The organism is Pelagicoccus sp. SDUM812005 (assembly GCF_031127875.1).
Lineage (GTDB): Bacteria > Verrucomicrobiota > Verrucomicrobiia > Opitutales > Opitutaceae > Pelagicoccus.
On record NZ_JARXIA010000006.1, the window covers coordinates 1 to 26,734 of the forward strand.

Consider the following 26,734-nt stretch of genomic DNA (forward strand, 5'->3'; position numbering starts at 1 on the left):
GTAACATACAAAATAGATAGCAGATAGGGATTAGGGGTAGTCCCGCTATCGAAAAAAGCCCGCGTTGAGCTTAGCTCGGCGCGGGCTTTGTTGTGCTTGGAGGGCGGGAACGGTTGGCGGCCCGCGCGGGGAGGTCGGTTTAGGTGGCGCTTTGGGCGGCGGTGGGCTTGTGGGGGGCCTTGCGGAAGGGGGCGAGGAGGCAGGATTGCTTGCGACTGCCGTTGAGGATCTTGCCCGCGAGGGTGGGACGAACGAGCAGGTCGTAGACGAGCAGGGATGTTGCGACGGTGATGAGGAAGATGGCGCCGAGCTTTAGGGACCAGTGGAAGGGGAGTTCGGCGAAGGCGACTTGGAGCCATACGACTACGGGGAGATGGACGAGGTAGAGCCAGTAGGAGGAGTCGGCGACGTAGCGAATGAAGCGGTTGGGACGGTTGCAGCATTTCTTGAAAAGTCCGATGGTGAGGAAAACCAGGCATAGCATGGTGTAGGCGTAGGCGAAGGCGAAGCCGGCTCGCAGGAGGGTGTAGTTCTCGTGGGTGTAGTCGCTTTCGAATTTTGAGAGGGCGGTGATGGCGGCGATGGCTCCGGCGCTGTTGAGGAGTCGGGTCCAGCTGAAGCGGCTGAGGGTGTCGAGCAGGGAGGCCTGGCGGTGCAGGATCCAGCCGAAGCCGAAGAAGCCTCCGTAGACAAAGAAGGTGGGAAGGTGGGGAACGAGCGATTTATCGGGCGTATCCATTCCCCAATGACTCATGAACCAAAGCCCGCTTGCTACGATTGCGGAGAGAAGGGGGAGCGTAAGTTTGGAGTGGGCGAGCCAGTTGCAGGCTCGGTCGGCGGCGGTGGCTGCGGTGGCGTGAAGTTGGGGAGCTTGCTTGAGGAGGCTGCGAAGGGCGAGGGTTGCGGCGGTGACGAGGAGGATGTCGTAGAGGAACCAGAGATGGGTGCCGACTAGGATTCCTGCAGGGAGCGTATTCAAGGATTGGATTCCGGTTTGGAGTCCTTCGAGTATGTTCACCTCCCCCCTGAGGCTGGCCATGCCCATGACCCAACCGCTTACCAAGAGGGGGCGCAGGATGAACCATCCGATGACGAAGGGGAGGGCGATGCGGGTCAGCCGAGATTTTGCGAAGGCGCGGAAGCCTCGCTGGTGAAAGGTCATATGGCTGAAGAAGCCGGCGATCAGGAAGAAAAGCTCCATGCGGAAGGAGTGGCTGACGAGCATGAAGACGGAGACGAGGGAGCTGGTTGAAATGTCCATGACCGCCCAGCCAATGTACATAGGGGTGAAGGATAGGCTGGCGTGGAATACGATGCCGAGCAAGAGAGCGAAGGCTCTTACGGCGTCGAGGTGGTAGAGTCGTTGAGCGGAGGTGGGGTGGGCGTTCATGTCGCTGGATGTTGGATACGTTGTATGCGCTTGGCTTTGGCGGGCTCAGTAGAATCCGATTTCCTCGACCTCGAAGGCGAAGGCGGTGGGTTGCATGTCGAAGGCGACGAGGCTGAGGCTGACAATGGTTTTCGGATCGAGTGGGGTTTGCTCCGACCAGGCTCGTTTGAGGGAGGAGAAGGGGATTTTGACTTCCTGGAAGTCGTTGCCTGCCTTGCGGGCGATGGGGGCGGCGTGGTAGTCGAAATTGTTGACTGCGGCGCTGTTGGCGGAAATGGAGACGTTTCCTTTTTGGATGCGGATCTTGAGGCGGATGCCTTGGTAGTGGCTGAGGTTTTGGGCTTGGCCGGTGGCGTCGAGCAGGAAGATGACGCTGGCCCAGCCAGGTTGGCCTCGGGGTGGCGCGATGTCGCCGCTGGCGGAGAGCGTGCCGTTGGCGATGGTGTAGCGTGCTGTGGTTTTTCCGCCAGCGGAGCTGTCGTCGAGGAAGAGTCGCTCGAGTCCGAGGGCGTTGGCCTTGGCGTCGTCGAAGCTGTCGAGGGTGGCGGGCACGGGATTGGCGAAGGCGTTGGCGGCGAGGAGGCTGGCGGCGGCGAGAAGTGTTTTGAGCGATTTCATGCGGTTTTCTGTGTTTAGATGATTTATTGGTTTTTGCTCGGCGGTGTTGTTGCGAGCGATTGCTGTTCGCTGGGTAAGTGCCGAGGGCGGCGGGAGAGGTGACAGATTTTTTCGCTTCTTTTTGCAGCCCGCCGTTTTTTGGTTTTTTCTCGGATTTCTTGTCACCTTTGCTGGCGAGCGGGGCACTTGTCTGCAGAAGCCCATGAATACGGAAAAGGAAAACCCAGCGTTTATAGACGCCAGCGACGAGTCGCTGGTGATTGCGTGTCTCGGCGGCGACCGTCAGGCATTTGGAAAGATCGTAACGCGCTACCAGCGCATGTTGTGCTCGGTGGCGTACTCGTCGCTCGGCAGCTTAAGCGCTAGCGAGGAGGTGGCCCAGGAAGCGTTCGTAGAAGCGTGGAAGAAGCTGGGCAGCCTGCGGGAGCCGGAGAAGCTGAAGTCGTGGTTGTGCGGAATCTTGCGATTCAAGATTAGCCATCGCCGTCGCAAGGACGCGCGGCAGCCAGTGTTTGAGGCGGAGGGCAGCGAGGAGTTGGTCAATATGGAAGCGGAGGGAGAAGGAGTGGACGAGTCGGCGATGCGAGCGGAGGAACAGGCGCTTTTGTGGAAAGCTTTGGAGCGGGTGCCGGAAACGTACCGCGAGCCCTTGGTCCTCTATTATAGAGAGCATCAGTCGATCGAGCACGTGGCCTACGAGCTGGACTTGTCGGAGGATGCGGTGAAGCAGCGCCTTTCGCGAGGCCGCAAGATGTTGCAGGAGCGGATGATGAGCTTCGTGGAGGATTCGCTGGTACGCAGCACGCCGGGACGTGTATTCACTTTGGGAGTACTGGCGGCTTTGCCAGCTCTGGCGCCTCCCGCCAAGGCGGCGACCGGGGCTGCGGTTGCTGCGAAGCTGGGATCTTTGGCAAAGTGGTCGAGCGTGATCGCTTTTGTGGGAACGTTTTCCGGTTTGATCAGTAGCGTGTTTGCTTTGAGGGCGAGCTTGGATCAATCGCGAACGGAGCGGGAGAGGCTGAATGTGATCCGCACGGTGGTGGGCTTTCTGGCAGTTGCCGCTGCCTACGTAGGCGGAGGCTACCTGTTGCTTTGGTTGGCAAGCCAATCGTATGAGAGCTCTGGATACTACGCAGCTGGCATGCAATTGCTCACAGTGGGTGCGACGCTGGCCTGTTGTGGCATGACGTATCGAATGTTCAAATACTCGCGGCAATTGCGTGAGGAGGAACGCCTGGCCCATCCTGAGTGTTTCCTGGACGAGAGGGATGCGAAGACGGCAAAAGGACGAGAATTCAAGAGTCGCTGGAAGCTGTTCGGGGTGCCCTTGGTGCATGTGCGTTTCGCAGCGGCGGAAGAGGGCGACAAGCCGGTCTTTGGATGGATCGCCGCGGGCGAGCAGGCCTACGGGCTGCTCTTTGCCTGGGGCGGATTCGTGGTCGCTCCAGTGTGCGTGGGGATCGTTTCGGTCGGATTGCTGAGCGTGGGCACGATCGGGTTCGGAGTTTTGGGAATTGGGATGATCGCCTGGGGCGTGGTGGCTTTCGGCTCGTCGGCTGTCGGTTGGAACACCTTTTCGGCGCTGTCTTCGCTAGGAGGGGATACGGCCATCTCGGGTGGGTTCGCGGTGGCTCGCGATGCTGCCATCGGGAAGGTGGCTTTCGCTGCGAAAGCGAACACCGAGGCGGCGGCGGAGCTGGCTCGCCTCGGAGCGTTGGAAGCGAGCTACGTGGGCGTTTTGGGCCTGATCGCCGTCCTGGTGCTGGTGCCGGTGACGTTTTACGCGAAAGCGGTCCGGAAGCGATTTGGCAAAAAAAGCGGCTAACTCGCCTTTTTTCGAGTCGGCAGCTTTCGTCTATAGATTCGCAAGTTGCCGATTGAGAGGAGGATGCGAGAGATGTAGTTGGGTATAGGTGTAGCCTATGGTTGCTAGTGGAATGAAGTATTTCCATTTATGGCAGGAATATCGTATAGTTCATCCATCGACCAACCGAGAGGTCAGGACGATACGAAGCCAAGCTTCGAAACAGTTTTTTTTGGGGTATATACATACACGACAGCGTTATAGGAGTAGGGGTACTCCTGCTGTCAAAGAGGCCCGCACAGAGCTTAGCTCTGGCGGGCTTTTTCGTGTCCGGATGTTGAGGAGGGGGCTTCCGTTTGCGGGAGCGACTTCCGGAGTGGGAAGCTGGTTCGTTTTCGGTTTGGGACGGCGAGAGGGCGGTCCGCTGCTGGCGAGAATTGCGGCAAAAGAGGGGGAATTCGATTTTTCGGAAGCGTATTCGGCGTATTTTCTTTCCGTGGACGATGTTTAAGTGGCTTTTGGATAGGAGCTTAAGTCCATCGATCGAAAGGTATAGGTGTGTCCTATGGTTGGTAGTGGAACGAAGTATTTCCCATTATGGCAGGAATATCGTATAGTTCACCCATCGACCAACCGAGAGGTCAGGACGATACGAAGCCAAGCTTCGTTACAGTTTTTTTGGGGTATATACATACACGACAGCGTTATAGGAGTAGGGGTACTCCTGCTGTCAAAGAGACCCGCGCTGAGCTTAGCTCAGGCGGGTTTTTTCGTGTCTGGAGATGGCGAATTTCGCTTGGAAAAAGGCAGCCATGGGGAGGCGGTAGGTCCTACGGGCGTGAGGCTCGCATGCCCGCTGCGCTTTTTTAATTGTAAAAAGGTGACCCTCATGAAGGAGGGATACACTTCTAGTGCGAAACTCAAGACGCTCGCTTGCAGCAGGTTACGAGACGATCGGGGTTGCTATAGGTTTTTACTATGGTTGCTAGTGGTTCTAAGTATTTCACATTATGGCAAGAATCCCGTATAGTTCTTACATCGACCAACCGAGAGGCACAATCGATACGAAGCCGAGCTTCGTTACAGAATTTTTTTTTGGGGTATAAACATACTAGATAGCATCAAAGGAGTAGGGGTACTCCTGCTATCAAAGAGACCCGCGCTGAGCTTAGCTCAGGCGGGTTTTTTCTTTGCCCAAATTCCAGGGGACGATGGGGAAATGGGGCACACAAGGTTTTGTTGGGTTAGTAAGCTTGGGCGCTAGAGGAGAAGCGGCGGGTTTGACTTCTGCGGGCCCAGGAGCGAGGTATCTGCCATGGAAGAGACGGAATTTATTTGGCACGGCGGGAAGCTCATAGCTTGGAAGGATGCGACGGTGCACGTGATGACGCACGCCTTGCACTATGGGTCCTCGGTTTTCGAAGGTATCCGCGTTTATGATACGGCGGAGGGCCCCGCGTTCTTGTGCCTGGAGCGGCATTTGAAGCGCTTTTACGATTCGGCTCGGATCTATCGGATGACTATGCCTTTCGAGGTGGCGGAGCTGAGACGGATTTGCCACGAGGTGATTCGGGCCAACAAGTTGACTTCGGCTTACGTGCGTCCCTTGGCGTTTCGTGGATACGGACCGATCACGGTTTACGGGAATGCGGATCCGGTGGAGGTGACGGTGGCGGCCTTTCCGTGGGGAGCGTATCTCGGCGAGGACGCTTTGGAGAATGGCGTCGATGTGGGGGTGTCGAGCTGGACTCGGGTGGCTCCGAATACGTTGCCGACCATGGCCAAGGCGGGCGGGAATTACCTTTCGTCGCAATTGATTACCATGGAGGCGCATCGCCATGGATACACGGAAGGGATCGGTCTGGACGCGTCGGGGCATTTGAGCGAAGGGGCAGGGGAGAACATCTTCGTGGTTCGCGACGGGGTGCTGCTCACGCCTCCCATCACGGCCGCGATTTTGCCGGGTATCACCCGCAGCATTACGATCGATCTAGCTCAGCGGCTCGGCTACGAGGTGCGAGAGGAGAGTTTGCCGCGAGAGCTGCTCTACGTGGCGGACGAGGTTTTCATGACCGGTACGGCGACCGAGATCGCGGCTATTCGTTCGGTGGATGGATTGACGGTCGGAAGCGGCAAGCGAGGTGTCGTGACGGAACAACTACAAAAGGCGTTTTTTGGCCTTTTCGACGGTTCGACGGAAGACACGCGCGGGTGGCTGGAAAAGGTTGAGTAGGGCCGGTGGCCTAGCGTTCGCGAGGCGCGGAGGGAGGGGGCGCGAGCCCTCGGTTTTCTCGGGCGAAGGAGGCGTTTTGAGGCTTTCGGGCGGGCGAAAATCTCGCTTGATAATTTGTCGCGACCCTGCACAATGGGCGGCCTCGGCGTTCCGATCAAGCACGGTGCTTGGGAGGGCGTGCTACGAGTTGTTTATTACCTCAATGAAAAGTCTAATGTTGATTGCCGCCGCCTTGGTTTTGGCGAGCGGCGGGTCCTCCCTTTTAGCTCAAAGCGCTCCAGGGGAAACGCCACCGGCATCCGCTCCGCTCGATGCGAAGAAAGCGAAGGAGTTGGAGAAGCGAAAGGCGAATTTGATCAAGTCGATCGAGAAGCAAGTTGCGACGGCTGAGAAGAAATTGAAGCTGAGCGAGGAGCAGAAGCAGACGATACGCCCTATCTTGACGCAGTATTACGTGAAGCGGGTTCCGCTGGCGGGAAGTTTGCGGAGAGCCGCGGATCCAGAAGCCAAGAAGGTGGCGCGTAGGGATCTGCGTTCCTGGTACAAGAAGTTGGAGAAGGAACTGTCGGACAAGCTCGACGAGAAGCAGATGAAGGCCTTGGCCCGCATCAACGAAAACGATATGGCGGCCTTGAATCCTCCTCCGGCAAGTTCGGGCGGCGGCTTCGGCGGCGGTGACGGCGGCGGTGGTGGCGACGGTGGTGGCGGTGGCGACTAAGCGATCGCGTCGCTGATGTGACTTTGCTCGGGGAAAACGGTGTATCCGTTTTCCCTTTTTTTTGGGCGAAGCGTTGCCCTTTTGGCGTGGGAGACGGGTTCTTCTGGAAGGGAAGCTTCTCGATTGCCTTGTTGGCTTGGGGTGGCACCTTGCTGGGAAATGAGCATGGGTGCGAATGAATCGAGGCGGCTGTCGTTTGGTCCGTTGGATGGGGCGGCGATGGTGGGCTTCCTGGCCTACGCGTCGTGCGTGACGGCGATTCCAATTTGCTTGGTGGCGATCACGCGGGACTTGGGCTTGTCGTTTTCGCAGGCCGGCGGCTTGGAGATGACGAAGGGTATCCTCGTTTTGGGTACTTTGCTTTTTAGCGGTTTTGTGGCGGCTCGCTTCGGGAAGGCTCGGTCGATCGGCTTAGCGTGCCTGGTGATGGGGGCGGGAATGTTTTTATACAGCTTCGCTCCCTCGTACGGGGCCTTGTTTTTGGCGGTTGCCTTGTTGGGCTTCGGGGGTGGCGTGATCGAGGCTTTGATCAATCCCTTGGTGCAGGAGCTGCATCCGGAGGACTCGGGGCGCTACCTGAACTTGATCAATGCGTTTTGGTCGATCGGGGTTTTGTTGACGATGCTGGGAACGGGGGAGGCTTTGACCCAGCTGGTGTCGTGGCGGTCGGTGATGATGGCTTTGGGCTGTTTTAGCCTGCTGTCGGGGGCCTTGTTTCTGGCGTTGAAGGGAGCGGGGGGAGCTGTCGGGAGGGAGAGCGAGCTGGCGACGGTGCTTGCCCACAAGCGGCGAATCCTGGGACTGCGGCGATTTTGGTTGTTCACCGCTTTGATGTTTCTGGGCGGAGCGGCGGAAGGAGCCTTCACCTACTGGAGCGCGAGCTTGCTGCAGCTGGAGCACGGGGCGGGACCGCGGGCGGCGGGAGTGGGCGTGGCGCTTTTCGCGGCGGGCATGATCGTGGCTCGCTTGCTATGGGGCTGGCTGGTTCCGCAGAGTCGCTTGTGGCATCTTTTGCTGGGCTCGGCCGTGGCGGGACTGGCGGTGGGGATCGTGTTTCCGCTTACGGACGCCTTGGCGCCGCTTTACGTGAACCTCTTCGTGGCCGGTTTGGCGATGGCTTGCTTCTGGCCGACCTTGCAATCGTACGCGGTGGATCGCATGGCCTGCGACGCGACCAGCGCCTTTATCCTGCTTTCGTGTGGCGGAATCGTGGGCTTTGCCTCGGTGTCATGGACGATGGGGTTGATCGGCGACTGGGTGGGCTTGCGCGCGAGCTTTTGGATCGTGCCGGCTTACTTGAGCGTGATGGTGGGGCTCTTGCTTTGGGAGCGGAGGTGGGCTCCGGTCGCGGCGGACGGGTGAGCGCTTTTGTTACTCGGCTTGGAGGCGGTAGAACGTTGGATTGCCGCCTGTAATGGGAAAGCTGATACTGGCTACGTTTTGCGTGACCTGGGGCAAGGTGGCTACGGGAGTCCAGGCTTGGAGGTCGCTGGATTCTGCTAGGGTGAAGCCCAGGGCCGCGTCGGCTTGCCAGCTGAGATCGATGGACCCGGGGTGGGTGGTGAAAGTGATTTCGGGGGCGGCGGAGGGAGCGGTATCGTCCGGTAGCACGGTGATGCTGAGGCGCAGGGCTCCGGGGTCTGGCTCGGGCGCGGTTTCGCCGGTACCGTCGGGGTTGGACCAGGGGGTGAGGACGAAGTCGTAGGTGCCGGCTTGTGTTGGGGTGCCGACGAGGAGGCCGAGGCCAGTGGCGATGACGCCGTCGACGAGGTCTTTGCGTTGGCGCAGGTCGGTGACGCGCAAGCCGGGCGGGAGTTCGCCGGCGAGGGTCCAGGACTGGGGGGTGATGGAATTGGAAAAGCTGATGACGGCAGTGACGCCGACTTTGACTTCCGGGGTGTTGATGTACTCGACGGTGTAGCTGGAGGTGCTGGCTCCGGATAGGGCGTGCGGAGTGGCGAGGGCGGCGGCGGGCAGGGCGAAGGATTGGAGGATGCGGGCCACGGGGGCGCTGGCTTGCAGGTGCTTGGCGTGGAGCAGCAGCTTGAGGGCGGGGCTGCGCTGCAGGACGAGCAGGAGCAGCGCGAGGGAGAGGTGCAGGCGGGCGGAGAGGAGTTTGGGAAGCAGATAGTATTTCACGGGCAATAGGCGGTATGGATAACGCCGTATTGTCCGTTGCTTGTAATGGAGGAGGCAGTTTCGCCTAGTCGGAGGGGGAGGGAAACGCAAGTTGGGGCGAATTGGTTACGCGTTCCCTGAGGGGGCGGTACGCTCGGCGAGCGGGAGAGTGACTAGGGGAGGGAGGTGGCGGCCGCGATGCCTTCGCGAGCTTGGTGCCTTAAGGGGCGGGAGCGAAGCGGTAGAATTCGAATTGCGTGAGGGGAATTTGGATACTGGATTGATCGCCGTTTTGGACGGGGGTGAGGGTGACGGGGTCCCAGAGCGCGAGGTCGGTGGAGCGAGTGAGCTGGTAGGATGCTGCTTCGTCGGTGGTCCAGTAGAGGGTGATGGTGTCTGCTTGGCGTTGGTAGCCTAGTCGGGGCGGCGTGGATGGGGCGGGATCTTCGGGAGCGATGTCGAAGGCGAGGCCAAGGAGTTGGGGGGCGGTGTTGCCTTGCCCGTCTTTCAAGCTCCAGGGCTTGAGGATGAGTCCGTAGGGACCGGGGGCGGTGGGCGTGCCTTTGATGACGGGAAAGGGGGTGTTGATGACGCCGTCGACGAGCTGGACTTCGTCGAATATGTCGGTGGCGACGAGGCCGGGCGGCATCTCGCCTTCGATGGTCCAGGAGGCGGCGGTGATGGTGTTGGAGATGTCGATCTTGGTTTTGAGGCCGACTTGGGCGGGCTCGATGTGCAGGATGCTTTTGTTGGCGACGGTGTAGGAAGCGTCGTTGACGTTGTACTTGGAGGTGGTGGCTCCGGATACGGCGTGGGGAGCGGCGAGGGAGGCTGCGGCGATGAAGGCCTTTTGGACGATTTGGATGCTGGGCAGCGAGAGGCGCGAAAGCAGGCCAGCGGGGAGATTGGGCGCTCGTTGTAGTAGAAAAACGAGTACAGCGAGGGAGAGTCGCAGCTTGATGTTTATGCGGGCGAGCATGCGTTTGTTTTTGGGAAGCTTTCTGGCGGGCTTATACTACTGACTTGAGGAAGCCGATGGGCGGGGTGAGGGAGTAGGGATCGTAAAAGTTTTGGATGTTGGGGAAGACGGTTTCGAGGTCGCCGTTGGATACGCCGAACCATTTGGCGATCTCGGAGCAATATTGGTCGACGGATGTAGTTGGAATTTGGCGACCGCGTCCGGTGTCGAGGTCGGATCCGACATGGAGATCGGGATAGGTGCCGTAGATCTTTCCCCCTTGCACGGGGCCGCCCATGACGAAGGCGTTGCCGCCCCAGCCGTGGTCGGAGCCGGCGTCGTTGGAGGTGAGGGTACGTCCGAAGTCGGAGACGGAGAAGGTGAGCACGTTTTCTTGCAGGCCGATTTCCTCGAGGGCCTTTTGGAAGGCGTAGAGGCTTTCGGATACGTCCGGGTACATGTTGTTTTGGCTGTCGAGCAGGGTGGTGTGGTGGTCCCAGCCGCCGAGGCGCACGAAGAAGGTTTGCCGCTTCATCTTGAGCTTGTCGTGGGCGGCGATGGTGCGGGCGACGGTTTTTAGGTTGTTGCCGAAGTTGGTGTTGGGGAAGCCTTGGTCGAGGGTGGTGGTGTCGAAGGCGTCGTTGAAGGCGATGGAGGATTCGATGAAGCGCTTGCTGTTGCGGCCGAAGTTTTTCTGGAAGAGGTTTTTGTAGTTTTCGGTGAGCATGCTGTCGACGGCGGCCCGCTCGAGGGGGTCGCTGTAGGCGATCATGTCGGCTCCGCCGTCGTTGTTGGCGACGAAGGAAAAGGCCTCGTCGCTGGTCTGGAAGATGTTGAGTCCGCTGACCGAGATGTTCATGGAGATCTGGGATTCGGCGTTGAGGGAGGCCAGCAGCTCGGAGGCGCGTCCGCCCCAGCCGCCGGGGCGGCTGCCGCGGACTTGGGGGAGGCAGGTTTGCCAGTGGGCTTGTTGGTCGGAGTGTGAGAAGAGCCCTTTGGGGAGGTAGCGACGGGCTTGGTAGTCGGCCTTGGTGATGGGTTGGATGAGGGTGCCGACGTTGGCGACGAAGGCTAGCTTTTGCTCGTTGTAGAGAGTTTGGAAGCGGTTGAGCTTGGGGTGGACTCCGAATTCTGAATACGCTTGGCCGGTGGTGGTGATGGGCAGGATGTTGAACTGCGGGTCGGAGTCGTCCTTGGGCACGGCGAGGTTTTCTCGGGTGGTGGCGTAGACGTTGTAGGCTTCGTTGTCGCGGGGGACGAGCATGTTGAAGGAGTCGTTTCCGCCGGCGAGGAAGATGCAGACGAGGGCTTTGTAGTCGTCGTCGGCGGAGGCGCTGGGAGCGTTGGCGGCTGCGGCGGCGCTGGTGAGCTTGAGGGAGAGCAGGCTGGAGAAGAGGGCGGTGGAGCCAACGGCGGCGCAGGGGGCTTCGCCGAGGAAGCGGCGGCGGGAGATGAGGCGTTTGTTTTTTTGGCTCATGTGAAAAAAAGGGGGGCGGGCTTATTGGAGGACGTTGAAGCTGGGGGCGATGCAGAGGAGGACGAGGGCGCGCTCGACGCGTTGCTGGGCTTGGCTGGGATCGAGGCCTTCCACGGCGGTGACGATGGCGGTCTTTTCGGTTTCGGTGAGGGCGTTGTTGGCGAGCAGGAGATTGAGGTGGTCGACGAGGGCTGCGGCGTCGCTGGCCAGGCTTTGTTCGTAGCTTAGGTCGAGGCGGCCATGGGAGGCGTTGCCGCTTAGGAAGGGTTGGGCGAGCCCTTTGGTGACGAGGCGCTGCATGACGCCGAAGGAGAGGATGCCGGTGGAGTCGTCGAGGATCTGGAATTCGGGGGCGGTGAGGTCTTGGTCTCGGAGTTCTCCGGCGGGGGCGAAGTCGGGCTCGTAGAAGTTGAATACGGTGGGGGAGCGGAAGGGGTATTGTCCGAGCTGGTTTTGCAGGTCGGCGAGGTAGAGGACCTTGTCGGCGCGGGAGCTTTCGAGTCCGAGGGCGCGGGAGACTTGCAGGAAGCGGTTGAGCGGCTCGCGCAGCTTTCCGCGGGTGGGGTCGACGAGGAAGGCGCCGCTGCGGGCTTCGGGGTCGAGCAGGATGGCTTTGGCGACGGCGGCTAGGTTGCCGCGGGCGCCGGAGCCGTCGTCTTCGAAGACGGCTGCCACGCGGTCGAGATATTGGGGCGAGGGGTTGGAGCAGGTGAGGCGTTGGATGAGGCGGAGGGAGACGAAGGGGGCGGTGTTGGGGTGTTGGAAGAGGGCGTCGAGGGCTTGGGTGACGTCGGTGAGGGTGTCCTGCCCGGCGGGGAGGACGGTGCCTTCGAGCAGGACCTTCTCGCCGCGGTCGTGGCGGTTTTCGTTGGCCCGCATGGGGTCGATCCAGTTTTGGTCGGTGTCCTCGTAGTTGGGATCGTCGGGGGCGAGCACGAATCCCGTGAAGACGCGGGCCATCTCGGTGATGTCTTCGTTGTCGTAGGTGGGGATGGGCTCTCCGTCGTCGTCGAGCTTGAGGCTGCCGTCGCGGTTGAGTTCCCAGAGTCCGATGGTGAAGAGCTGCATGACTTCGCGGGCGTAGTTTTCGTCGGGCTTGCGGGTGCCGCGCTCTTTCTGGTTGTTGAGGTAGGTGAGGTAGCGTCCCATCTTGGGCGAGCGGGTGACGTCTTGCAGGAGGTCGCGGTAGTTGCCGAGGGCGTTGTGGAGGTAGAGGTCGTAGTAGTGGAGCCATTCGTCGAGGTTGCCGTTGTTGGCGGAACCGATCTCGCCGAGCACGATGATTTGGGCGAGGGCCCAGGCCATGCGTTGGCGGAGCTGGTCGGGGGCGTTGAGTGCGGCTTCGAACCAGGCGGCGCCTTTGGCGTGGCGGTTGCCCAAGGGGAAGCTGCGGGGAAAGCCGGCGAGCCCGGGGATGTCGGCGGCGGTATCGGTCAAGGTGGTGACGGGCAGGGCGATTTGGGCGTCGATCCAGTTTTCGAAGTCGAGCTTGAGGTTCAGGAGTTCGTCGATTTCGGCGGGGGCGGGGCCGAAAGTGGCTTGGCGGAGGAAGCGCACGGCTTGGGCTTCGTTGAGCAAGGTGGGTTGGGTTTCGACGCGGAGGCGGAAGAGCTTGGCGCGTCCGGAGCTTTGCTGGAAGCGGAGGAAGTCGCCGTCTTGGGTGAGGCTGGCCTGGGGATCGACGACTTGCCAAGGGGTGGGGCCGAGCTTCCAGGCGAGGGTGGTCCAGGCGTCGGGAGAGAGGTCGGTGCGGGACTCGAAGAGGTAGACGACGTCTTGGCGTCCGACGAAGTCGAAGTGCAGCAGGGCGTCGCCGGTCTGGGTGGAAAGGTAGGGGGAGTTGCCGGATTTGTGGGGGTCGACCGCGTCGGCGGGCGCGGCTCCGAGGGCGTATTCGTAGAAGGAGGTGGCTCCGTCGCCGTCGGGATCGTCGATCGCGGGGGCGCCCGGGATTTGGCTTTTCCAGTCCGGGTGGTTGAGGGGGAGGCCGTCGGGCTGGGCAGCGTGCAAGGAGGCTGCGGCGCGGGCGGCCAGGAGTAGAAGGACTCCTGCGGAAAAGAGCTTTCTGGGCATGTTGTGCGTTTTTTGGGGGGAGACGGGGGGCGGGGCCGCTGGGGCAGACCTTGGGGTAAAAGTGTAAGGGCGAAAAGGCGGCGGCAACGGATTATTGCTGCGGATTTGCGCCTAGCCGCTGGGCAAGGATGCGTCGATGGGACGCTGGCCCGCTTAGCTAAATTGCACGATTTGCGCCACGTAGGGCGGGTTCGCAAGTGTCAGATGCAGAGCGTCTTAAGGAAAGGGCTGCGGTGGCTCGCTCCTGGGTTGGGGAGTATTCGCAGCTTGGGGGCAGGGCTGCGGAATGCCTTTTGGGAAATAGTCCGCTGCGAGCTCTGTCGCGAGGTTCCGTGAGCTGGGGGAGGAGGGGCGAAGGTGGGCGCGACTGTTTAGTCGGCTGGTGTGAGAGTGAAGGTACCTTCGATGACGAGGTCGTCCCGAGAATCGCTAGCGGTGGAGTTTTGGTCGCGAATGTAGACGTTTCCGCTAAGTCCGGCGCTTCGGTCCAGGAACAGTTGGATCGCTGATCCAGTTGTTTGGTAGAAGTAGATTTGGACTTGGGTGCGGGTGGGGCTGATTTCGATCCAGTCGATATAGACAGGGATCTCCGAAGAGGAGTTGATGGTGTAGGTGCCGACGAGGTCAGGCTGGATCTTGATGATTTCGACGTAGTCGGTTCCTTGGTATTGGCTCTCGATCTTTATTTGGTCGATGATGCCGCTCATGTCGGAAACCGAGCGCTTGATGACGTCGATGGTGGCGAATCTAGGGCCGTCGGCGCTGGCCGGCGCGAGCAGGGCGGAGGGAGCTGCGGTGTCTGGATCGAGGCTGGGCGAGATGAGTTGGGTCTGCTCCCAGTTTTCCAGGTCGTTGCTGGTGAAAACGCGAAACTCGGTCAGGGGAGCGAAGGCGGTGGACACGGTAAAGGTGTCGGAGCCGGTCGCGTCTACTTGCGTGGGGCTCAGGATGCTTTGTCCGAAGAGGGGGATGAAGGGGTCGAAATGGTTGGCGTAGAAGGTGGGGTCGAAGGCGTTGGCGGCTGCTCCGATGCGGAGAATCTCGATCGAGTTTATGGTGATCGGGCTAGTGGGAGCGTCGTTGTCGTTAGTCGGAGTGGATCCGATCGATCGGACGACGGAGATGCCTTCGACGACTTTTCCGAATACGTTGTGGATGCCGTCTAGGCTGCTGGTGGTGTCGAGCGTTACGAAGAACTGGCTGCCGTTGGTGTTGGCTCCGCTGTTCGCCATGGAGAGTATGCCTTCTCCCTGGTGTTTGAGGTCGGGGTGGACTTCGTCGGGCCAGCTGTATCCGGGGCCTCCTGAGCCGTTGCCGTTGGGATCGCCGCCCTGGATTACGAATCCGTCAATGATGCGATGGAAGGTGAGTCCGTCGTAGAACTTTGAATAGATGGGGGTGTCGGATCCGTTTTGGTAATGCGGGAGCGTGCCTTCGGCGAGGCCTACGAAGTTGGCGCTGGAGAGCGGCGCTTTTTCGAAGAAGAGCTCGGTGGTGAAGGATCCCTTGTTGGTATCGAAAACGGCGTAGAGCCCGTCTTCGGTAGGAGCTGCGTTCAGGCTAGTAGCCAGCAGCAGAATGGAAGGCAGGGCGGCGAAAAGGGCTTTCTTGAAAGTCACGGGATGGAAAGGGAGTTCGTATTTGGGTCGCCGGTTTTCGTCAGGCGACGCTCTTTTTACGAGCTTCTTTCCGTTTTGGGTTCAGGAAAGTGAAATTTTCTTTGGGCGGCGCGGCGTTAGCTCGCTTGTTGGAGGCAGGCGGTGAGGCGGTCCTCCATTTGCTCGACCGCGTAGAGGTATTCCTTGATGCGCCACTCGCGCCAGGAGCGGGCGTGGCGCAGGGTCCACTCTTCGGCGATCTTGTTGCGGTCGTGGTTGCCGAGTTCGCCTTGTATCCAAATCTCGGATTCGATCTCCTTGATCTGGTCGAGGGTTTCGGCGAGGCGGTCGACGATGCCGCTTTGTACGACGAGGTACTGGGCGATTTCGACGAGTTCGTCGTTGTCGCTGGTGGTGTCGAGCAGCTGCTTGAACTCTTCCCGTTTTTCGCGGTAGAAGCGTTCGAGGGCGTCGAGGTGTCGCTGGAGGCGGCCGGAGTGCCAGAGCTGCTCGAGGAGCTGTCGTTCGTGGGCTTGCGGCAGGAACTCTGGGTCGACGATGGACTGCGCTTTGCGGTAGGATGTGGAAATTTGTACCATGGGGAGATGGGTTTTACGGGTTGGTTCGCTTGCTAACGAAGTTAGTCAATAGATCGGATTTTGCAGGCGGTTTGGTTGCTTTGACGGGCGTTTGCTCGGTCTTTGGCGTTTGCTTTACAGGCGTCTCGGGAGTTTCGCTGCGGCGGCTTAGGGAGAGTCCCTGCGCGGGCGGGGCGTCTCCGAGGAGAGTCCCCTAGGGAGGATCGGATAGGCTGAACCTTGGATCGGTCCCTTGGAGCGAGAACGGCTTTTGTGTGGATTCAGAGGGTTCAACGAAGCCGAGGGGGCCTTGAATTCGCCTGCGGTCTTTTCGCGTCGTTTGCGAAGGGAATTGGGGTGGGACGGCGACGGCGCTTTTTGGGCGTCAGTTGTCGGTCATGGGCGATGCCCATGCCAGCCAGATGGCGGCGGTCCAGGTGAAGTGGTTCCCGCCGGAGCCGGCTCCGGTGATGGGATCGAAGTACTCGTAGAAGCCGTTGTTTTGGATGACCTTTCGGGTATCGAGGCGGATGCGTTGGGCTTTTTCGGCGAAGCCGTATTCCTCGAGCCCGCGGGCTACGAGGTAGTTGACGATGGCCCAAGTGGGTCCGCGCCAGTAGCGGCGGGAGTCGAACTTGGGGTGTTGCGGGTCGAAGCTTGGCAGGCTGTAGGGCGCGGAGTCTAGGATGCGGGTTAAGGTTTTCTGCAGCTTGGCGTCGCGGCGAGGCCGGGTGATGCCAGCGTAGTAGGAAAGGAAGGCGACGGAGGAAACTCCGTCGGAGAAGCGGCCGGTGCGCAGGTCGCGGGCGGCGTAGGCGTCGATCTGGTCGTTCCAGAGGTAGTCGGCGGCGAGCTGGCTGCGGCGCAGCCATTTGTCGATCTCGCGGGCGGAGTCGCGGGCGCCGAGGTAGCGGGCGAGGGCGCGGAGGTCGCGGTCGGCCCGGGCGAGGATGAAGGTGATGCCGGGGTCGGCTACGGCGAAGGGGCCTTCGCGGGTGATTTGGGAGTGGTCCCAGCCGCAGTTGCGGCCGTACTCTACGAGCTTGATGTAGCGGTCGTACTGGGCGTCGGTGGGGCGCATCTCGGCGTCGACGTGGCCGAGGTCCTTGCGTTGGTAGGGGGTGACGCCGGTGGGGTCGACGTTTTGCAGGGCTTCGTCCCAGTCGGGGGAGTTGTCGCGGCCGGATTCCCAAGGGTGGGTGACGGCGATGGCGGCTCCGCCGGAGATGACGCGCATGGTATGGAACCAGCGGTGCCAGCGCATGAGTCGAGGGAAGAGCTTGCGCAGGCGTTCTTCGCCCATCTGCGGGTCTTTTTCGTAGAGGTCGCGCACGATGGTGGCGGCGACGGGGGGCTGGGAGCAGCCGGAGGTGGCGACTTCGTGGGTGCCGCCCCAGATCTTGGGCCCGGGAAAGTAGGAGGGGGAGTCGCGACGGAAGACGATGTGGGCGGCCATGCCGTTTTTCCATTGTCCTTGGAAGAGGGATTCGACTTCGGTCCAGGCTCGGTCGAGGTCGATCTCGGAGAAGCCGAGGGCGACGAACATGGAGTCCCAGTTCCACTGGTAGGGATAGAGGCCTTTGGTGGGGAGGGTGTAGTCGCCCCAGGAGTTCTCGCGGAGGATTTCGATGGCTCGTTTGTCGAGGTCGATTTTCTTGGCGGCGGGTGGTTCGTCTGTCGGGAGCTTGCTCATGCTTTGGCGTCCGCGGCGCGTTGGAAGGTGAGAGGGTTTTGGCGCCGGCGGTGCGGTCGGAGAGCAGGGTTTGCGCCGGATGGGCGAGAGCTCAATTTTGGGCGATGGGCGGGGCGAATCCTGTTGGCTTTTGGTGCGGGATATTCTTGAGTTTGGTTTTCCTCCTCTTGTTCCAAATGTATTTTTCGCAATTTCGAGTCGACCGAATAGGCTTGTCATTTGCTCCGACTAGCGGACGCTATTCGACAACACACGCGCCGTGCCTCTCGTCCGTAAGGAGGATGCACATCAAGGGCGCGTCTTTTTTTGCCCAAATCAGACGGTCTAAAGGTAACAATCGTTAGATGGCCGGTTCGGTTTACAACAAGCCTTGGCTATCAATTGAGGGTCAAATCCGGAAGCTGAAATCGAACGGATTAGAGGTAAGCGATGAGAAGGCGGCACGGTTGTTTTTGCGTCATCTCAACTACTATCGTTTCAGTGGTTATGGTTTAGCGTTCGAGACTTCGCGTCATCAATACCGAGCGGGTACCACTTTTGAGCATGTTAAGGCGGCTTACGAATTCGACCGCAGTTTACGAGATTTGGTCTATGAATCGATGGAGGTGATCGAACTCGATGTTAGAACGACGGTTGCCTACCATTTCGGTGAGATCTACGGTCCTTTTGGACATACGGATGCGAAGAGCTTCTTCGGACGGTTCGATCATTCAGCTTGGTTGGAAGGCCTAAGATTAGAGGCGAGAAGATCTCGGGAACGATTTGTGAGTCACTTTGAGAAGACCTACCGAGAATATCCGGATTTGCCGATTTGGGTGGCGACTGAAGTGATGTCGTTCGGCGCTGTTTCCAGAATGATTTCCGGTATGCACAAGGCTGACATCAAGAAGGTTTCGTATCGATATGGGATGCAGCCTGCTACCTTCGTGTCTTGTCTTCACCATCTGGTGTACGTGAGGAACATTTGCGCTCATCACGCTCGTTTATGGGATCGGAAGTGGTCTATCTTGCCCAATCTGCCAGCTGGCAGGAATTGGAGCCGTCCGCTTTTGCCGAAGAATGACCGCCTCTTCTCCTCCTTGCTACTCCAGATCGTTTTGCTAAATCGCTGTGCTGCTGAACGTTTGTTTGCGAAGAAATGGAAGAGACGAGTCGAAGCGCTGATACTTGGGAGTCTGCCCCGTTGTTCGAATCCGTTAGAGAAAATGGGTTTAACCACAGATTGGTATAAGCACCCGCTCTGGGAATCGAAGGAATGAGCTCCTCCGACGACCTTAACGCAGTTTTCACTATCGATGGCATTTCCATTTGAAATAAAATCCACTTTAATCAAGTCGGTCGATGACGAGATGGCCCGAGAGCTAGTGGCTCGCCTATGCAAGGCAGAGCTGCGATTGCAGGGACTTGCCGAGTCCGCTGTTACCTGGGGTGGTAATCAACGTGCTGCAGATGGAGGTGTAGACGTCCGAGTTAATTGTGCCACTCCGCTTCGGAACGCTGATTTTGTGAAGTCCTCGCGAACTTTAATTCAGGTTAAGGCAGAGACATTTGGGCCAGCTAAGATTGGGCCCGAAATGGCTCCAGCTGGCTCAATACGTCCAGCTATCGAAGCTCTGCGAAATACTGGAGGATGCTATCTTATCGTTTCTACCAGGGACGATGGCAGCGATATTTCTTTGGGCCCTCGCCAGAACGCTATTGTCCGTTGCCTGAGCAACTATGGTTTGGCGGAGAGTGTTGTGTCTGACTTTTACGACAGTCGCCGAATCGCGGATTGGGTCGAACAACATCAAGAGGTCGCTGTTTGGTTGAGATCTAAGTTAGGGCAACCGCTGGAGGGGTGGAAACCTTATGGAGCCTGGGCGTATCGAGAAGAGAATCCAGATTCAGAATACTTAATTGATGATCGTGTGAAAGTTTTCGCTCCGAATTCTGAAGAAGGAATGCCTGTTGCTGATGCGATAGCTCAATTGAGGGCGAAACTGCAGCGTTCGGTTTCGATTCGGATTGTCGGCCTTTCAGGCGTTGGGAAAACGAGATTGGTTCAAGCTTTGTTCGATGAGCGAGTTTGTCCTAATTTATTGTTCTTGGATCCCGGAAACGTGATCTATGGGGACCTTGCCGACAATCCGTATCCCTCCCCAACTGAGATGGTGGAGCGTTTAGTTGCTCGCGGTTCTGATTCTGTCGTTGTGGTAGATAACTGCGGATTCGAGACGCACGCTCGTTTGACCGAGATTGTTCGGCGAAGCGAAAGCCGTTTAAAGCTTATCAGCATCGAATATGATATTCGTGATGACATTCCTGAGGGCACGGATGCATTTCGATTGGAGGGTTCTTCGCCTGAAATCATAAGCCAGTTAGTCAGTAGGAAGTACAAGCGATTATCCCAGCGTGATCGTGAACGAATTGCAGAGTTTTCGGATGGGAATGCACGAGTCGCATTTGCTCTCGCTTCAACTGCGGAGGTTGGAGGCGAGCTATGCGAGTTGCGGGACGAGGTCTTGTTTTTGAGGCTTTTCGAACAGCAAAGAAGGCCAAGTGAAGAACTGCTTCATTCTTCGGAGGTTGCGAGCCTTTTGTATTCGTTTGACGGCGACGATTTTTCGGATGGAGGTGAATTAGCTTTGCTCGCTTGTCTGGCTGAAGTTTCGACTCTTCGCTTCTCAAAGCATATAGCTGAACTACGGCGTCGCGGCTTAGTGCAGTCTAGAGCTCAATGGAGAGCTGTATTGCCGCATGCTATAGCAAATCGTCTCGCTGCTCGCTGTCTCGACTCACTTCCGGTCGGGCTGATTGTGGAAAAGCTAATTCTGGGATCAGGAGATAGGGTCGCACGATCGTTTACGCGGCGCCTTGGTTATCTGCATGACTGTAGGCGAGCCGTAGAAATTGCGACAATGCTTCTTGAGGGCGGTGGGGTCCTCGGTGAGCCTTTCGATTTATCTGGGTTTCAGATGCAAATGTTTGAGAACTTGGCCCCGGTTGCTCCTAAGGCTGCTCTTGATGCGATAGTACGGTCGCTTTTGGTAAATGCATTGGAAGGTATAAGAAATCAAAACGGAAATAGGTTGGTTCGTGTAACGCGAGAGATCGCTTACGATGCCGAATTCTTTGATGATGCGGTAAGGGTATTGATTAAGTTTGCCCTAGGCGTTTCGAGGGACCGTTTCGGAGCTGGGGCTCGTGATGCTCTAAAGACCTTCTGCCAAGCTCACCTTTCAGGAACGCATGCCACTCCCTCCCAGCGACACCAATTTGCCTCTGAACTTTCGAATAGCACTTCCGAATATGAACGCGAACTTGGCTTGGGGCTGATCACCGCAGGTTTGAAAACAACGCAATTTTCCTCAAGCTACGACTCGGACTTTGGGGCGAAACGTAGGGATCACGGCTGGCGGCCGAAGTCGGGTGACGACCTCCGGGATTGGTATTTTCCATGGATTGAAATGGCGGTCCAGTTTGGTGAGGCGGATGCTAGTGGAGGAAAGAAGTTTCGCGCTGTTCTCGGTGCGTCGATGCGAGGGCTTTGCCGAGTCGGAGTCTTGCGGGACGCTCTATCAGAGGCTGCTGAGAGGTTGAAAGCCATTGATGGCTGGGGAGAAGGTTGGGCAGGTGTTCGCGAAGCACTGGCCTGGGACGTTAAGGATGCAGACGAGGCAACATTGTCGTGGCTCCGTTCAATGGAATCAAAGTTGGCTCCTTCAAATTTGATAGAAGAGATTCGAGCCAAAGTTATTTCGCCGAAAGCTCCTTTGTATGATCTTGAATCGCAGTCTGTAGCGGGATCAGGAAGCAAAAGACCATCGGGGCCTGATATGTATAGGATCGCGGAGGAGCGGCGAATTGCTCTTGGAGAGAAAGCAGCTGTTCAGCCGCTGCTTTTAAAGCGCCTGATTCCGGAACTCTGCTCTAGTGAGGTCAAAGAAGGAGTCTTTGATTTTGGATTTGGTGCAGGCTCGATACATCCGGATAAGCGAGGTTTCCTCGATGAAGTTCGATCGCAGTTGTGTGTCGTTGCTGAAAATTCCTTGAACATCAGGTTCGTGCTCGGATTTGTGTCAGGTTGGAGTCGTTCGGATCCTGAGTCGCTAGAGGCTTTCCTCGACTCCGCTATCGGGAATTCGTTTTGGATTACTTGGTTTGTTTCTCTCCAAACCCAGAGTGGGATTTCTGGACCCGGCTACGAACGGCTCTGTGCAGCACTCGACTCGGCCGCTTGTCCAACAGGACAATTTTCGTGTCTGCGATATGGGCGTTCGACGGAAGCGCTGGAGATCGGCCAGATCGCTACTCTTATCGGAAAGCTTAGTCAGCGTCCTGACTCTGGATTGGTCGTTGCATTGGACGTTTTGACGATGGTGGTTAGCGGGTCCGACGGAAAGGATGAATCTTACTGTCGCGAACTCGGTAGGTTCGTCGGGGATTTCTTGGCTCACTTTGAGTGGGAAAATGAGGGATTGCAGAAAATGGGAGGACCACCCCTGAATTTTGAGTTCGAGCAGATCACAAAGCTGTGGATCAAGTACGAAGAATCCGCATCTAGCGTAGCGCTTATCATAAAACGGATATTAGAAACCGACGAGCGGTACTCGATGGGTTTTGAGGACTGCCGAAGAGAGGTGCTCGCTCCAATTTTCGAAAAATTCCCTGTCCTTGCATTGGATCTCGTTTTCGGAGAAACGGGCGAGAAAGAATACAATCGCGCTCGGTTGCTAATGAAGGATCGCTACTCGGACCGAAAGGCAGGAGTGATCGACAAGGTACCAACCGATATTCTGATGGAGTGGTGCTCCATTGCTCCGGAGTCTCGCTATCAATTCATAGCGAATATATGTTCGTTTTTTAAGAAAGTAGATGGGAATAGCGGCTTGAAACTAACCGACATCGGCTTCGCCTTATGGAAGTCTGCACCAGACAAGAAAGCAGTTCTGGCGGGTTTTGTGGGCCAACTATACCCGTTATCGTGGATGGGATCTTTGGCGAATACGTTGGAACGCAGGCTCCGCCTATTTGATGAGCTGGAAGCGGTTGGCCGTACCTCCGAGTTGGCGTTGGCGAAGGCCAAGGCTAAGGTTCAAACATGGGTAGATGATCAGCGGGCAAAAGAGCAAGAAGAGGAGCGTCTTCGGAACCTGAGTTTTGAGTGACGGCTTAGCGATTGAAGCCCGGCGGGCTTAGGCTTTTTTGACGAACTCGGATTTGAGCTTCATGGCGCCGAAGCCGGGGATCTTGCAGTCGATGTTGTGGTCGCCGTCGCAGAGGCGGATGTTTTTGACCTTGGTGCCGGCCTTGAGGTCGCCTTGGGCACCTTTGACTTTGAGGTCTTTGATGAGGGTGATGGTATCGCCGTCGGCGAGGGGGTTGCCGTTGGAGTCGAGCACGCGGTCTTCGGCTTCGCCGGCCGCGGCTTCGGGCGTCTGGGAGGGGACCCATTCGTGTCCGCAGTCGGGACAGGCGAGGGTGGGGCCGTTTTCGTAGGCGTATTCGGAGTCGCACTGCGGGCAGTTCGGGATTTGGTCCATGGGGCCTGAATAGCGGGTGGCTGCGGCGAGACAAGGGGATTGATGCGGATTGACCTTGTGGGGGGCTTGCTCGCTTATGTTTGGCGATGAGCGAAGCGGCGAAGAAAGACCCGATGCATGGGAAGACCTTGAAGGCGATGTTGACCGAGCTGGTCGAGAAGTATGGCTGGGAGGACTTGGCGGCGCGGATCTCGATCAACTGCTTCGCCAACGATCCGAGCTTGAGCTCCAGCCTGAAGTTTTTGCGCAAGACCCCGTGGGCTCGCAACAAGGTGGAAATCGCCTACATGGAGTCGATCGGGGTGGAGCCGCCGGTGAGGAAGAAGCCGGCGGCGAAGGAGCGGCCGGCTCCGCGCCCGGAGCCTTTGCTGCCGTCGCGGCGCCCTTTCAAGCGACGGGAGCCGTCTGCGGGCAAGGTCAATCCTTGGACGGGCAAGCCGCTGGAGGAGTGAGCGTCCCGCCTCCGGGCGGCAGGGCGCTGGATTGGGATTTTTGGAGGATTGCCTTGGGGGCGCTTTGGGCGCAGGTGTGGGGGCTATGTCATTTGCTTCGCTTGATCTCTCAGACTTTTTGCTCCGTTCCTTGGAGGACCTCGGCTACGCCGAGCCGACTCCGATCCAGGCGGCTTCGATCCCGGTAATCTTGTCGGGCAAGGATCTGCGGGCCGCGGCGCAAACGGGGTCGGGCAAGACGGCGGCATTCGCCCTGCCGATCGCCCAGAAGGTGGCGACGGCGGAAAGCCAGGCCCGGAAGCCGCGTCACTTGATTTTGGTGCCGACGCGGGAGTTGGCGGTGCAGGTCGGCGCCGCTTTGGAGCGTTACGCCCAGGGCGCTCCGGCGCCGGTGCGGGTCTTGGTGGCCTTTGGCGGCGTGGGCTACGAGGCTCAGATGAAGGCGGCTTACGCGGGAGTGGACGTGGTGGTGGCGACGCCGGGGCGCTTGATCGATTTGGTGGAGCGTCGCTCGGTGGAGCTGGACGAGGTGGAGCTGCTGGTGCTGGACGAGGCGGATCGTTTGTTGGCCTTGGGCTTTGCGGACGAGCTGAACGCGATCATCGAGATGTTGCCGGAGAAGCGGCAGAACCTGCTTTTTTCCGCGACCTTTCCGCAGCATGTGGTTTCGCTGGCGGATTCCCTGCTTGAGGATCCTGAGCGGATCGAGCTGGAGGCGGCGGCCCAGCCGGTGGCGAGCATTGCCCAGCGGGCGATCGAGGTGGACGGCAACATGCGTACGGGCTTGCTGCGGCATTTGCTCGAAGTGGAGGGCTGGGAACGGGTGCTGGTTTTCGTGGGCTCGAAGCGTCGGGCGGAGAACGTGACGGTGAAGCTGACGAAGAACGGGATCAAGGCCTTGGCCTTGCATGGCGACATGTCGCAGGACAAGCGCCAGCGTTCCTTGGAGCGGTTCAAGCAGCAGAAGGCGCGGGTGCTGATGGCTACGGACGTGGCGGCGCGCGGGATCGACATCGCGGGCTTGCCGTGCGTGATCAATTACGACTTGCCGCGGGCGGCGGCGGACTACGTGCACCGCATCGGCCGTACGGGCCGGGCGGGTGGCGAGGGTGTCGCGGTGAGTTTCATCACGGACGACATGGACGCCCATTTTCGCCAGATCGAGAAGAAGAACAAGATCGAGCCGATCGCTCGCGAGCGGATCGCAGGCTTCGAGCCGGAGGCTTGGAATCCGGAGGACCCGAACAAGGGCAAGGCTCCGGTGAAGGGCAAGCGTCCGAGCAAGAAGGACAAGTTGCGCAAGCTGGCGGCTGGAAAGGGTCGCGGGTCGGGCGGCGTTAAGGATGTATCCAGTCCCTGGGCACGAGCCTTGCGGAAAACGAAGGGGGACTAGGCTCGGGTTAGGAGCGGCGCTCTGGCATGGCGGGCGCTGGCTAAAGCTCGGCGCTGCGCGTGCAGGCCAGTTCGATGGCGTGGCGGAGTTGCTCGAGCTTGAAGGGTTTGGTGAGGTAGTGGTCCATGCCGGCGGAGATGGCTCGCTCGCGGTCGTACTGGATGTTGTGGGCGGTGAGGCCGATGATGGGGACGTCGCGGTTGATGGAGCCGCACATGCCGCTGCGGATCATGCGGGTGAGGGAGAGTCCGTCGATCTGGGGCATCTGCAGGTCGAGCAGGACGAAGTCGTAGGGGTTCTCTTCGATGAGGATGCGGGCTTCTTCGCCGTCTTGAGCTTCGGTGGGGGCGGGGTAGCCGAGCTGGCGAAGGTAGCGCTCGAGCAGCATGCGGTTGTTGTCGTTGTCCTCTGCGATGAGCATCTTGGTTTTGTCGGAAGCTTTGTTGACTTGGGCTCGGGTGCCGATGGGGGAGCTTTGCACGTGGGGCGCTTTGCTGGCGTACTCGAATTGGAAGTCGACCTTGAAGGTGGTGCCGATGAGCGATTCGGATTCGAATTGGATCTGTCCTTGCATTCCGGATACGAGCCTTTTGACGATGGCGAGGCCCATGCCGATGCCGCCGTGGGCGCGGGTGAGGGAGGAGTCGATTTGCTTGAAGGGCTCGAAGACGCTGCTTTGGTGGACGGGGGCGATGCCGCAACCGGTGTCCTCGATGGTGTACTGGATGGCGAGGCTGCCGTTGGGCTTGGGTTGGGATTGGGCGACGACGCGGACGTTTCCGCTGTCGGTGAACTTGATCGCGTTTTGTACGAGGTTGGAGAGGATCTGGCGGAGTCCGGTGGGGTCGGCTAGGACGGAGCCTTCGAAGTCGCCGAGATGGCGGAAGGTGATGTGCAGGTTTTTGCTACGGGCGATCTGGGTGAAGGATTCGACGGTTTCGCGGGCGATTTCGACGGGGTCGCAGGGCAGGTAGCGTCGGCGCAGGTCGCGGTCGGCGAGGTTGGCGTAGTCCATCATGCTGCTGAGCATGTTGAGCAGGTGGTCTCCGCTTTGCTCGATGGTGTGGGCGAGGTTTTTCTGCTCTTCGGAGGTTTCGTTGAGGCAGAGGAGCTGGGCGAAGCCGAGGATGGCGTTGAGGGGGGTGCGGACTTCGTGTCCGAGCATGCCGAGGAATTCGCGCTTGATGTCGTCGGACCGATTGGCGGCTTCGATGGCTCGCTGGGCTTTTTGATCGGCTTTCTTGCTGTAGTATTGTCCGGCTACGATTTCGGCGTAGAGGCAGATCAGCGGGCCGGTCTTGGAGTTGATGGCGGGGCTTTCGAGCAGGTCGTCGACGGAGAGGTAGCCTGTGATGTCGCCGCCCTCGTACAGGGGAGCGGTGAAGTGGACGCCATGGGCGATGATGCCGCCTTCGGAATCTCGCAGCGGGCTATCGGTTTTGAGGAAGTAGTGGGGGGCCTGGGCCCAGGCTTCTCGCTGGGGGGCGATGGATCCGTGGTCGAAAACGGTGTTTTGCCGCTCGTCGACGACGTTGCCCTCTTTGTCGACGCCGAAGCTTCCCTTGAGGGCGTGGAAGCCGCCGTCGAAGAACCAGAAGCTGATGCGACTGAATAGAAGCGTCTTGCGGCCTTCCTCGACGGCGCTGCGCAGGAGCTCGTCGGGATCCTCGATCGCGTTGAGCCGTTTCGCGATTTGGCGAAGCTTGGGGATCTCTCGCTCGAGGAAATCGATGGGGGCAGGCTGGAGCTTCGGGGCGGGATCTGGGGGTGGCATGGGAGAGACGGAGCGGATTGGCGTGGCGGGTTTGAAACCGTTTTGCCTGCGGGAAGTTCGAGATTTCGGTGCGACGGACGCTTGCTGCGAAATTCGTGGTTAAATGCGAGGGCGACACAATCAGAGGACCTAGCCTTGTTCAATTAAAACATGTACGTAATCTTGCGGCGACTGTGAGGTGATGTAGTCGAACTGTGGGTACGTGGCTGGGGAGGGATTCCCAAGCGGGGAAGCGGCGGGAGGAAAAATTTGGGAAAGGATTCCCAAAGGGGTGGTGTTCGCTGGCGGTGGAAACGAGTCGGTTCGGTGGGAAGTCCTTGTATTAGAGTGTG

General features: G+C 59.0%; 18 protein-coding genes and 1 pseudogene. 8 read left to right on the forward strand and 11 right to left on the reverse strand.

Features of this window, described 5'->3' with window-relative positions:
* Nucleotides 1-139 precede the first annotated feature (139 nt).
* Both QEH57_RS08650 and QEH57_RS08655 read right to left on the reverse strand, forming a co-directional pair.
* Complete coding sequence (locus tag QEH57_RS08650) at nt 140-1,390, reverse strand: acyltransferase family protein (protein WP_309006319.1); 1,251 nt, start codon at nt 1,388-1,390, stop codon at nt 140-142.
* Nucleotides 1,391-1,435: 45 nt separating this feature from the next.
* Entirely contained in the window at nt 1,436-2,008 is a 573-nt protein-coding gene (locus tag QEH57_RS08655) for a CIA30 family protein (protein WP_309006320.1), read from the reverse strand.
* 202 nt (nt 2,009-2,210) lie between these two features.
* Between QEH57_RS08655 and QEH57_RS08660 the strand changes: the two genes are divergently transcribed.
* The 4 genes from QEH57_RS08660 (at nt 2,211) to QEH57_RS08675 (ending at nt 8,125) form a co-directional block, all read left to right on the forward strand.
* The gene (locus tag QEH57_RS08660; protein WP_309006321.1) at nt 2,211-3,833 is read left to right on the forward strand and encodes a sigma-70 family RNA polymerase sigma factor; all 1,623 of its coding nucleotides are present in this window, start codon (nt 2,211-2,213) and stop codon (nt 3,831-3,833) included.
* 1,294 nt (nt 3,834-5,127) lie between these two features.
* A complete protein-coding gene (locus tag QEH57_RS08665; protein ID WP_309006322.1) occupies nt 5,128-6,045 on the forward strand; it encodes a branched-chain amino acid transaminase in 918 nt (305 codons plus the stop codon).
* A gap of 202 nt (nt 6,046-6,247) precedes the next feature.
* Nucleotides 6,248-6,763, forward strand: a complete 516-nt coding sequence (locus tag QEH57_RS08670) for a hypothetical protein (RefSeq protein WP_309006323.1) — start codon at nt 6,248-6,250, stop codon at nt 6,761-6,763.
* A 165-nt stretch (nt 6,764-6,928) separates the two neighbouring features.
* Nucleotides 6,929-8,125 (forward strand): MFS transporter, encoded by a 1,197-nt coding sequence (locus tag QEH57_RS08675; protein WP_309006324.1) that lies wholly within the window; start codon nt 6,929-6,931, stop codon nt 8,123-8,125.
* Nucleotides 8,126-8,134: 9 nt separating this feature from the next.
* Here the strand turns inward: QEH57_RS08675 and QEH57_RS08680 are convergent, their stop codons facing one another.
* The 7 genes from QEH57_RS08680 to QEH57_RS08710 all read right to left on the reverse strand — a co-directional run bounded on the left by QEH57_RS08680 (nt 8,135) and on the right by QEH57_RS08710 (nt 17,258).
* Nucleotides 8,135-8,902 carry a hypothetical protein gene (locus QEH57_RS08680; RefSeq protein ID WP_309006325.1) on the reverse strand — a complete coding sequence of 256 codons (768 nt, stop codon included), beginning with the start codon at nt 8,900-8,902 and terminating at the stop codon, nt 8,135-8,137.
* Nucleotides 8,903-9,101: 199 nt separating this feature from the next.
* Nucleotides 9,102-9,860 carry a hypothetical protein gene (locus QEH57_RS08685; protein ID WP_309006326.1) on the reverse strand — a complete coding sequence of 253 codons (759 nt, stop codon included), beginning with the start codon at nt 9,858-9,860 and terminating at the stop codon, nt 9,102-9,104.
* Nucleotides 9,861-9,891: 31 nt separating this feature from the next.
* Nucleotides 9,892-11,316: a DUF1501 domain-containing protein gene (locus QEH57_RS08690; protein ID WP_309006327.1), complete on the reverse strand. Its 1,425-nt coding sequence runs from the start codon at nt 11,314-11,316 to the stop codon at nt 9,892-9,894.
* A gap of 21 nt (nt 11,317-11,337) precedes the next feature.
* Entirely contained in the window at nt 11,338-13,389 is a 2,052-nt protein-coding gene (locus QEH57_RS08695; protein ID WP_309006328.1) for a DUF1800 family protein, read from the reverse strand.
* 371 nt (nt 13,390-13,760) lie between these two features.
* Entirely contained in the window at nt 13,761-15,008 is a 1,248-nt protein-coding gene (locus tag QEH57_RS08700) for a peptidylprolyl isomerase (protein ID WP_309006329.1), read from the reverse strand.
* Between the two features lie 116 nt (nt 15,009-15,124).
* Nucleotides 15,125-15,586: a hypothetical protein gene (locus tag QEH57_RS08705; protein ID WP_309006330.1), complete on the reverse strand. Its 462-nt coding sequence runs from the start codon at nt 15,584-15,586 to the stop codon at nt 15,125-15,127.
* Between the two features lie 364 nt (nt 15,587-15,950).
* Complete coding sequence (locus QEH57_RS08710) at nt 15,951-17,258, reverse strand: trehalase family glycosidase (RefSeq protein ID WP_309006331.1); 1,308 nt, start codon at nt 17,256-17,258, stop codon at nt 15,951-15,953.
* 344 nt (nt 17,259-17,602) lie between these two features.
* On the opposite strand from QEH57_RS08710, the gene QEH57_RS08715 reads away from it, so the two are divergent.
* Both QEH57_RS08715 and QEH57_RS08720 read left to right on the forward strand, forming a co-directional pair.
* Entirely contained in the window at nt 17,603-18,517 is a 915-nt protein-coding gene (locus QEH57_RS08715) for an Abi family protein (RefSeq protein ID WP_309006332.1), read from the forward strand.
* 480 nt (nt 18,518-18,997) lie between these two features.
* Entirely contained in the window at nt 18,998-22,408 is a 3,411-nt protein-coding gene (locus QEH57_RS08720; protein WP_309006333.1) for a hypothetical protein, read from the forward strand.
* A 27-nt stretch (nt 22,409-22,435) separates the two neighbouring features.
* Here the strand turns inward: QEH57_RS08720 and QEH57_RS08725 are convergent, their stop codons facing one another.
* Nucleotides 22,436-22,783 (reverse strand): zinc ribbon domain-containing protein YjdM, encoded by a 348-nt coding sequence (locus tag QEH57_RS08725; protein WP_309006334.1) that lies wholly within the window; start codon nt 22,781-22,783, stop codon nt 22,436-22,438.
* A gap of 86 nt (nt 22,784-22,869) precedes the next feature.
* On the opposite strand from QEH57_RS08725, the pseudogene QEH57_RS24945 reads away from it, so the two are divergent.
* Nucleotides 22,870-23,076, forward strand: a pseudogene (locus QEH57_RS24945) (VF530 family protein); the annotation flags it as partial.
* Nucleotides 23,077-23,320: 244 nt separating this feature from the next.
* A complete protein-coding gene (locus tag QEH57_RS08735) occupies nt 23,321-24,628 on the forward strand; it encodes a DEAD/DEAH box helicase (RefSeq protein ID WP_309006336.1) in 1,308 nt (435 codons plus the stop codon).
* A gap of 40 nt (nt 24,629-24,668) precedes the next feature.
* On the opposite strand, the gene QEH57_RS08740 is transcribed toward QEH57_RS08735, so the two are convergent.
* Complete coding sequence (locus QEH57_RS08740; protein WP_309006337.1) at nt 24,669-26,402, reverse strand: response regulator; 1,734 nt, start codon at nt 26,400-26,402, stop codon at nt 24,669-24,671.
* Between the last annotated feature and the right edge of the window lie 332 nt (nt 26,403-26,734).

Excerpts from the sequence above, each read along its gene's own strand:
- QEH57_RS08655 (WP_309006320.1), bottom strand. The coding sequence starts at position 2,008 with ATGAAATCGCTCAAAACACTTCTCGCCGCCGCCAGCCTCCTCGCCGCC.
- QEH57_RS08725 (WP_309006334.1), bottom strand. The coding sequence starts at position 22,783 with ATGGACCAAATCCCGAACTGCCCGCAGTGCGACTCCGAATACGCCTAC.
- QEH57_RS08650 (WP_309006319.1), bottom strand. The coding sequence starts at position 1,390 with ATGAACGCCCACCCCACCTCCGCTCAACGACTCTACCACCTCGACGCC.
- QEH57_RS08710 (WP_309006331.1), bottom strand. The coding sequence starts at position 17,258 with ATGAGCAAGCTCCCGACAGACGAACCACCCGCCGCCAAGAAAATCGAC.
- QEH57_RS08740 (WP_309006337.1), bottom strand. The coding sequence starts at position 26,402 with ATGCCACCCCCAGATCCCGCCCCGAAGCTCCAGCCTGCCCCCATCGAT.
- QEH57_RS08675 (WP_309006324.1), top strand. The coding sequence starts at position 6,929 with ATGGGTGCGAATGAATCGAGGCGGCTGTCGTTTGGTCCGTTGGATGGG.
- QEH57_RS08705 (WP_309006330.1), bottom strand. The coding sequence starts at position 15,586 with ATGGTACAAATTTCCACATCCTACCGCAAAGCGCAGTCCATCGTCGAC.
- QEH57_RS08665 (WP_309006322.1), top strand. The coding sequence starts at position 5,128 with ATGGAAGAGACGGAATTTATTTGGCACGGCGGGAAGCTCATAGCTTGG.
- QEH57_RS08670 (WP_309006323.1), top strand. The coding sequence starts at position 6,248 with ATGAAAAGTCTAATGTTGATTGCCGCCGCCTTGGTTTTGGCGAGCGGC.
- QEH57_RS08695 (WP_309006328.1), bottom strand. The coding sequence starts at position 13,389 with ATGCCCAGAAAGCTCTTTTCCGCAGGAGTCCTTCTACTCCTGGCCGCC.
- QEH57_RS08735 (WP_309006336.1), top strand. The coding sequence starts at position 23,321 with ATGTCATTTGCTTCGCTTGATCTCTCAGACTTTTTGCTCCGTTCCTTG.
- QEH57_RS08685 (WP_309006326.1), bottom strand. The coding sequence starts at position 9,860 with ATGCTCGCCCGCATAAACATCAAGCTGCGACTCTCCCTCGCTGTACTC.
- QEH57_RS08660 (WP_309006321.1), top strand. The coding sequence starts at position 2,211 with ATGAATACGGAAAAGGAAAACCCAGCGTTTATAGACGCCAGCGACGAG.
- QEH57_RS08690 (WP_309006327.1), bottom strand. The coding sequence starts at position 11,316 with ATGAGCCAAAAAAACAAACGCCTCATCTCCCGCCGCCGCTTCCTCGGC.
- QEH57_RS08715 (WP_309006332.1), top strand. The coding sequence starts at position 17,603 with ATGGCCGGTTCGGTTTACAACAAGCCTTGGCTATCAATTGAGGGTCAA.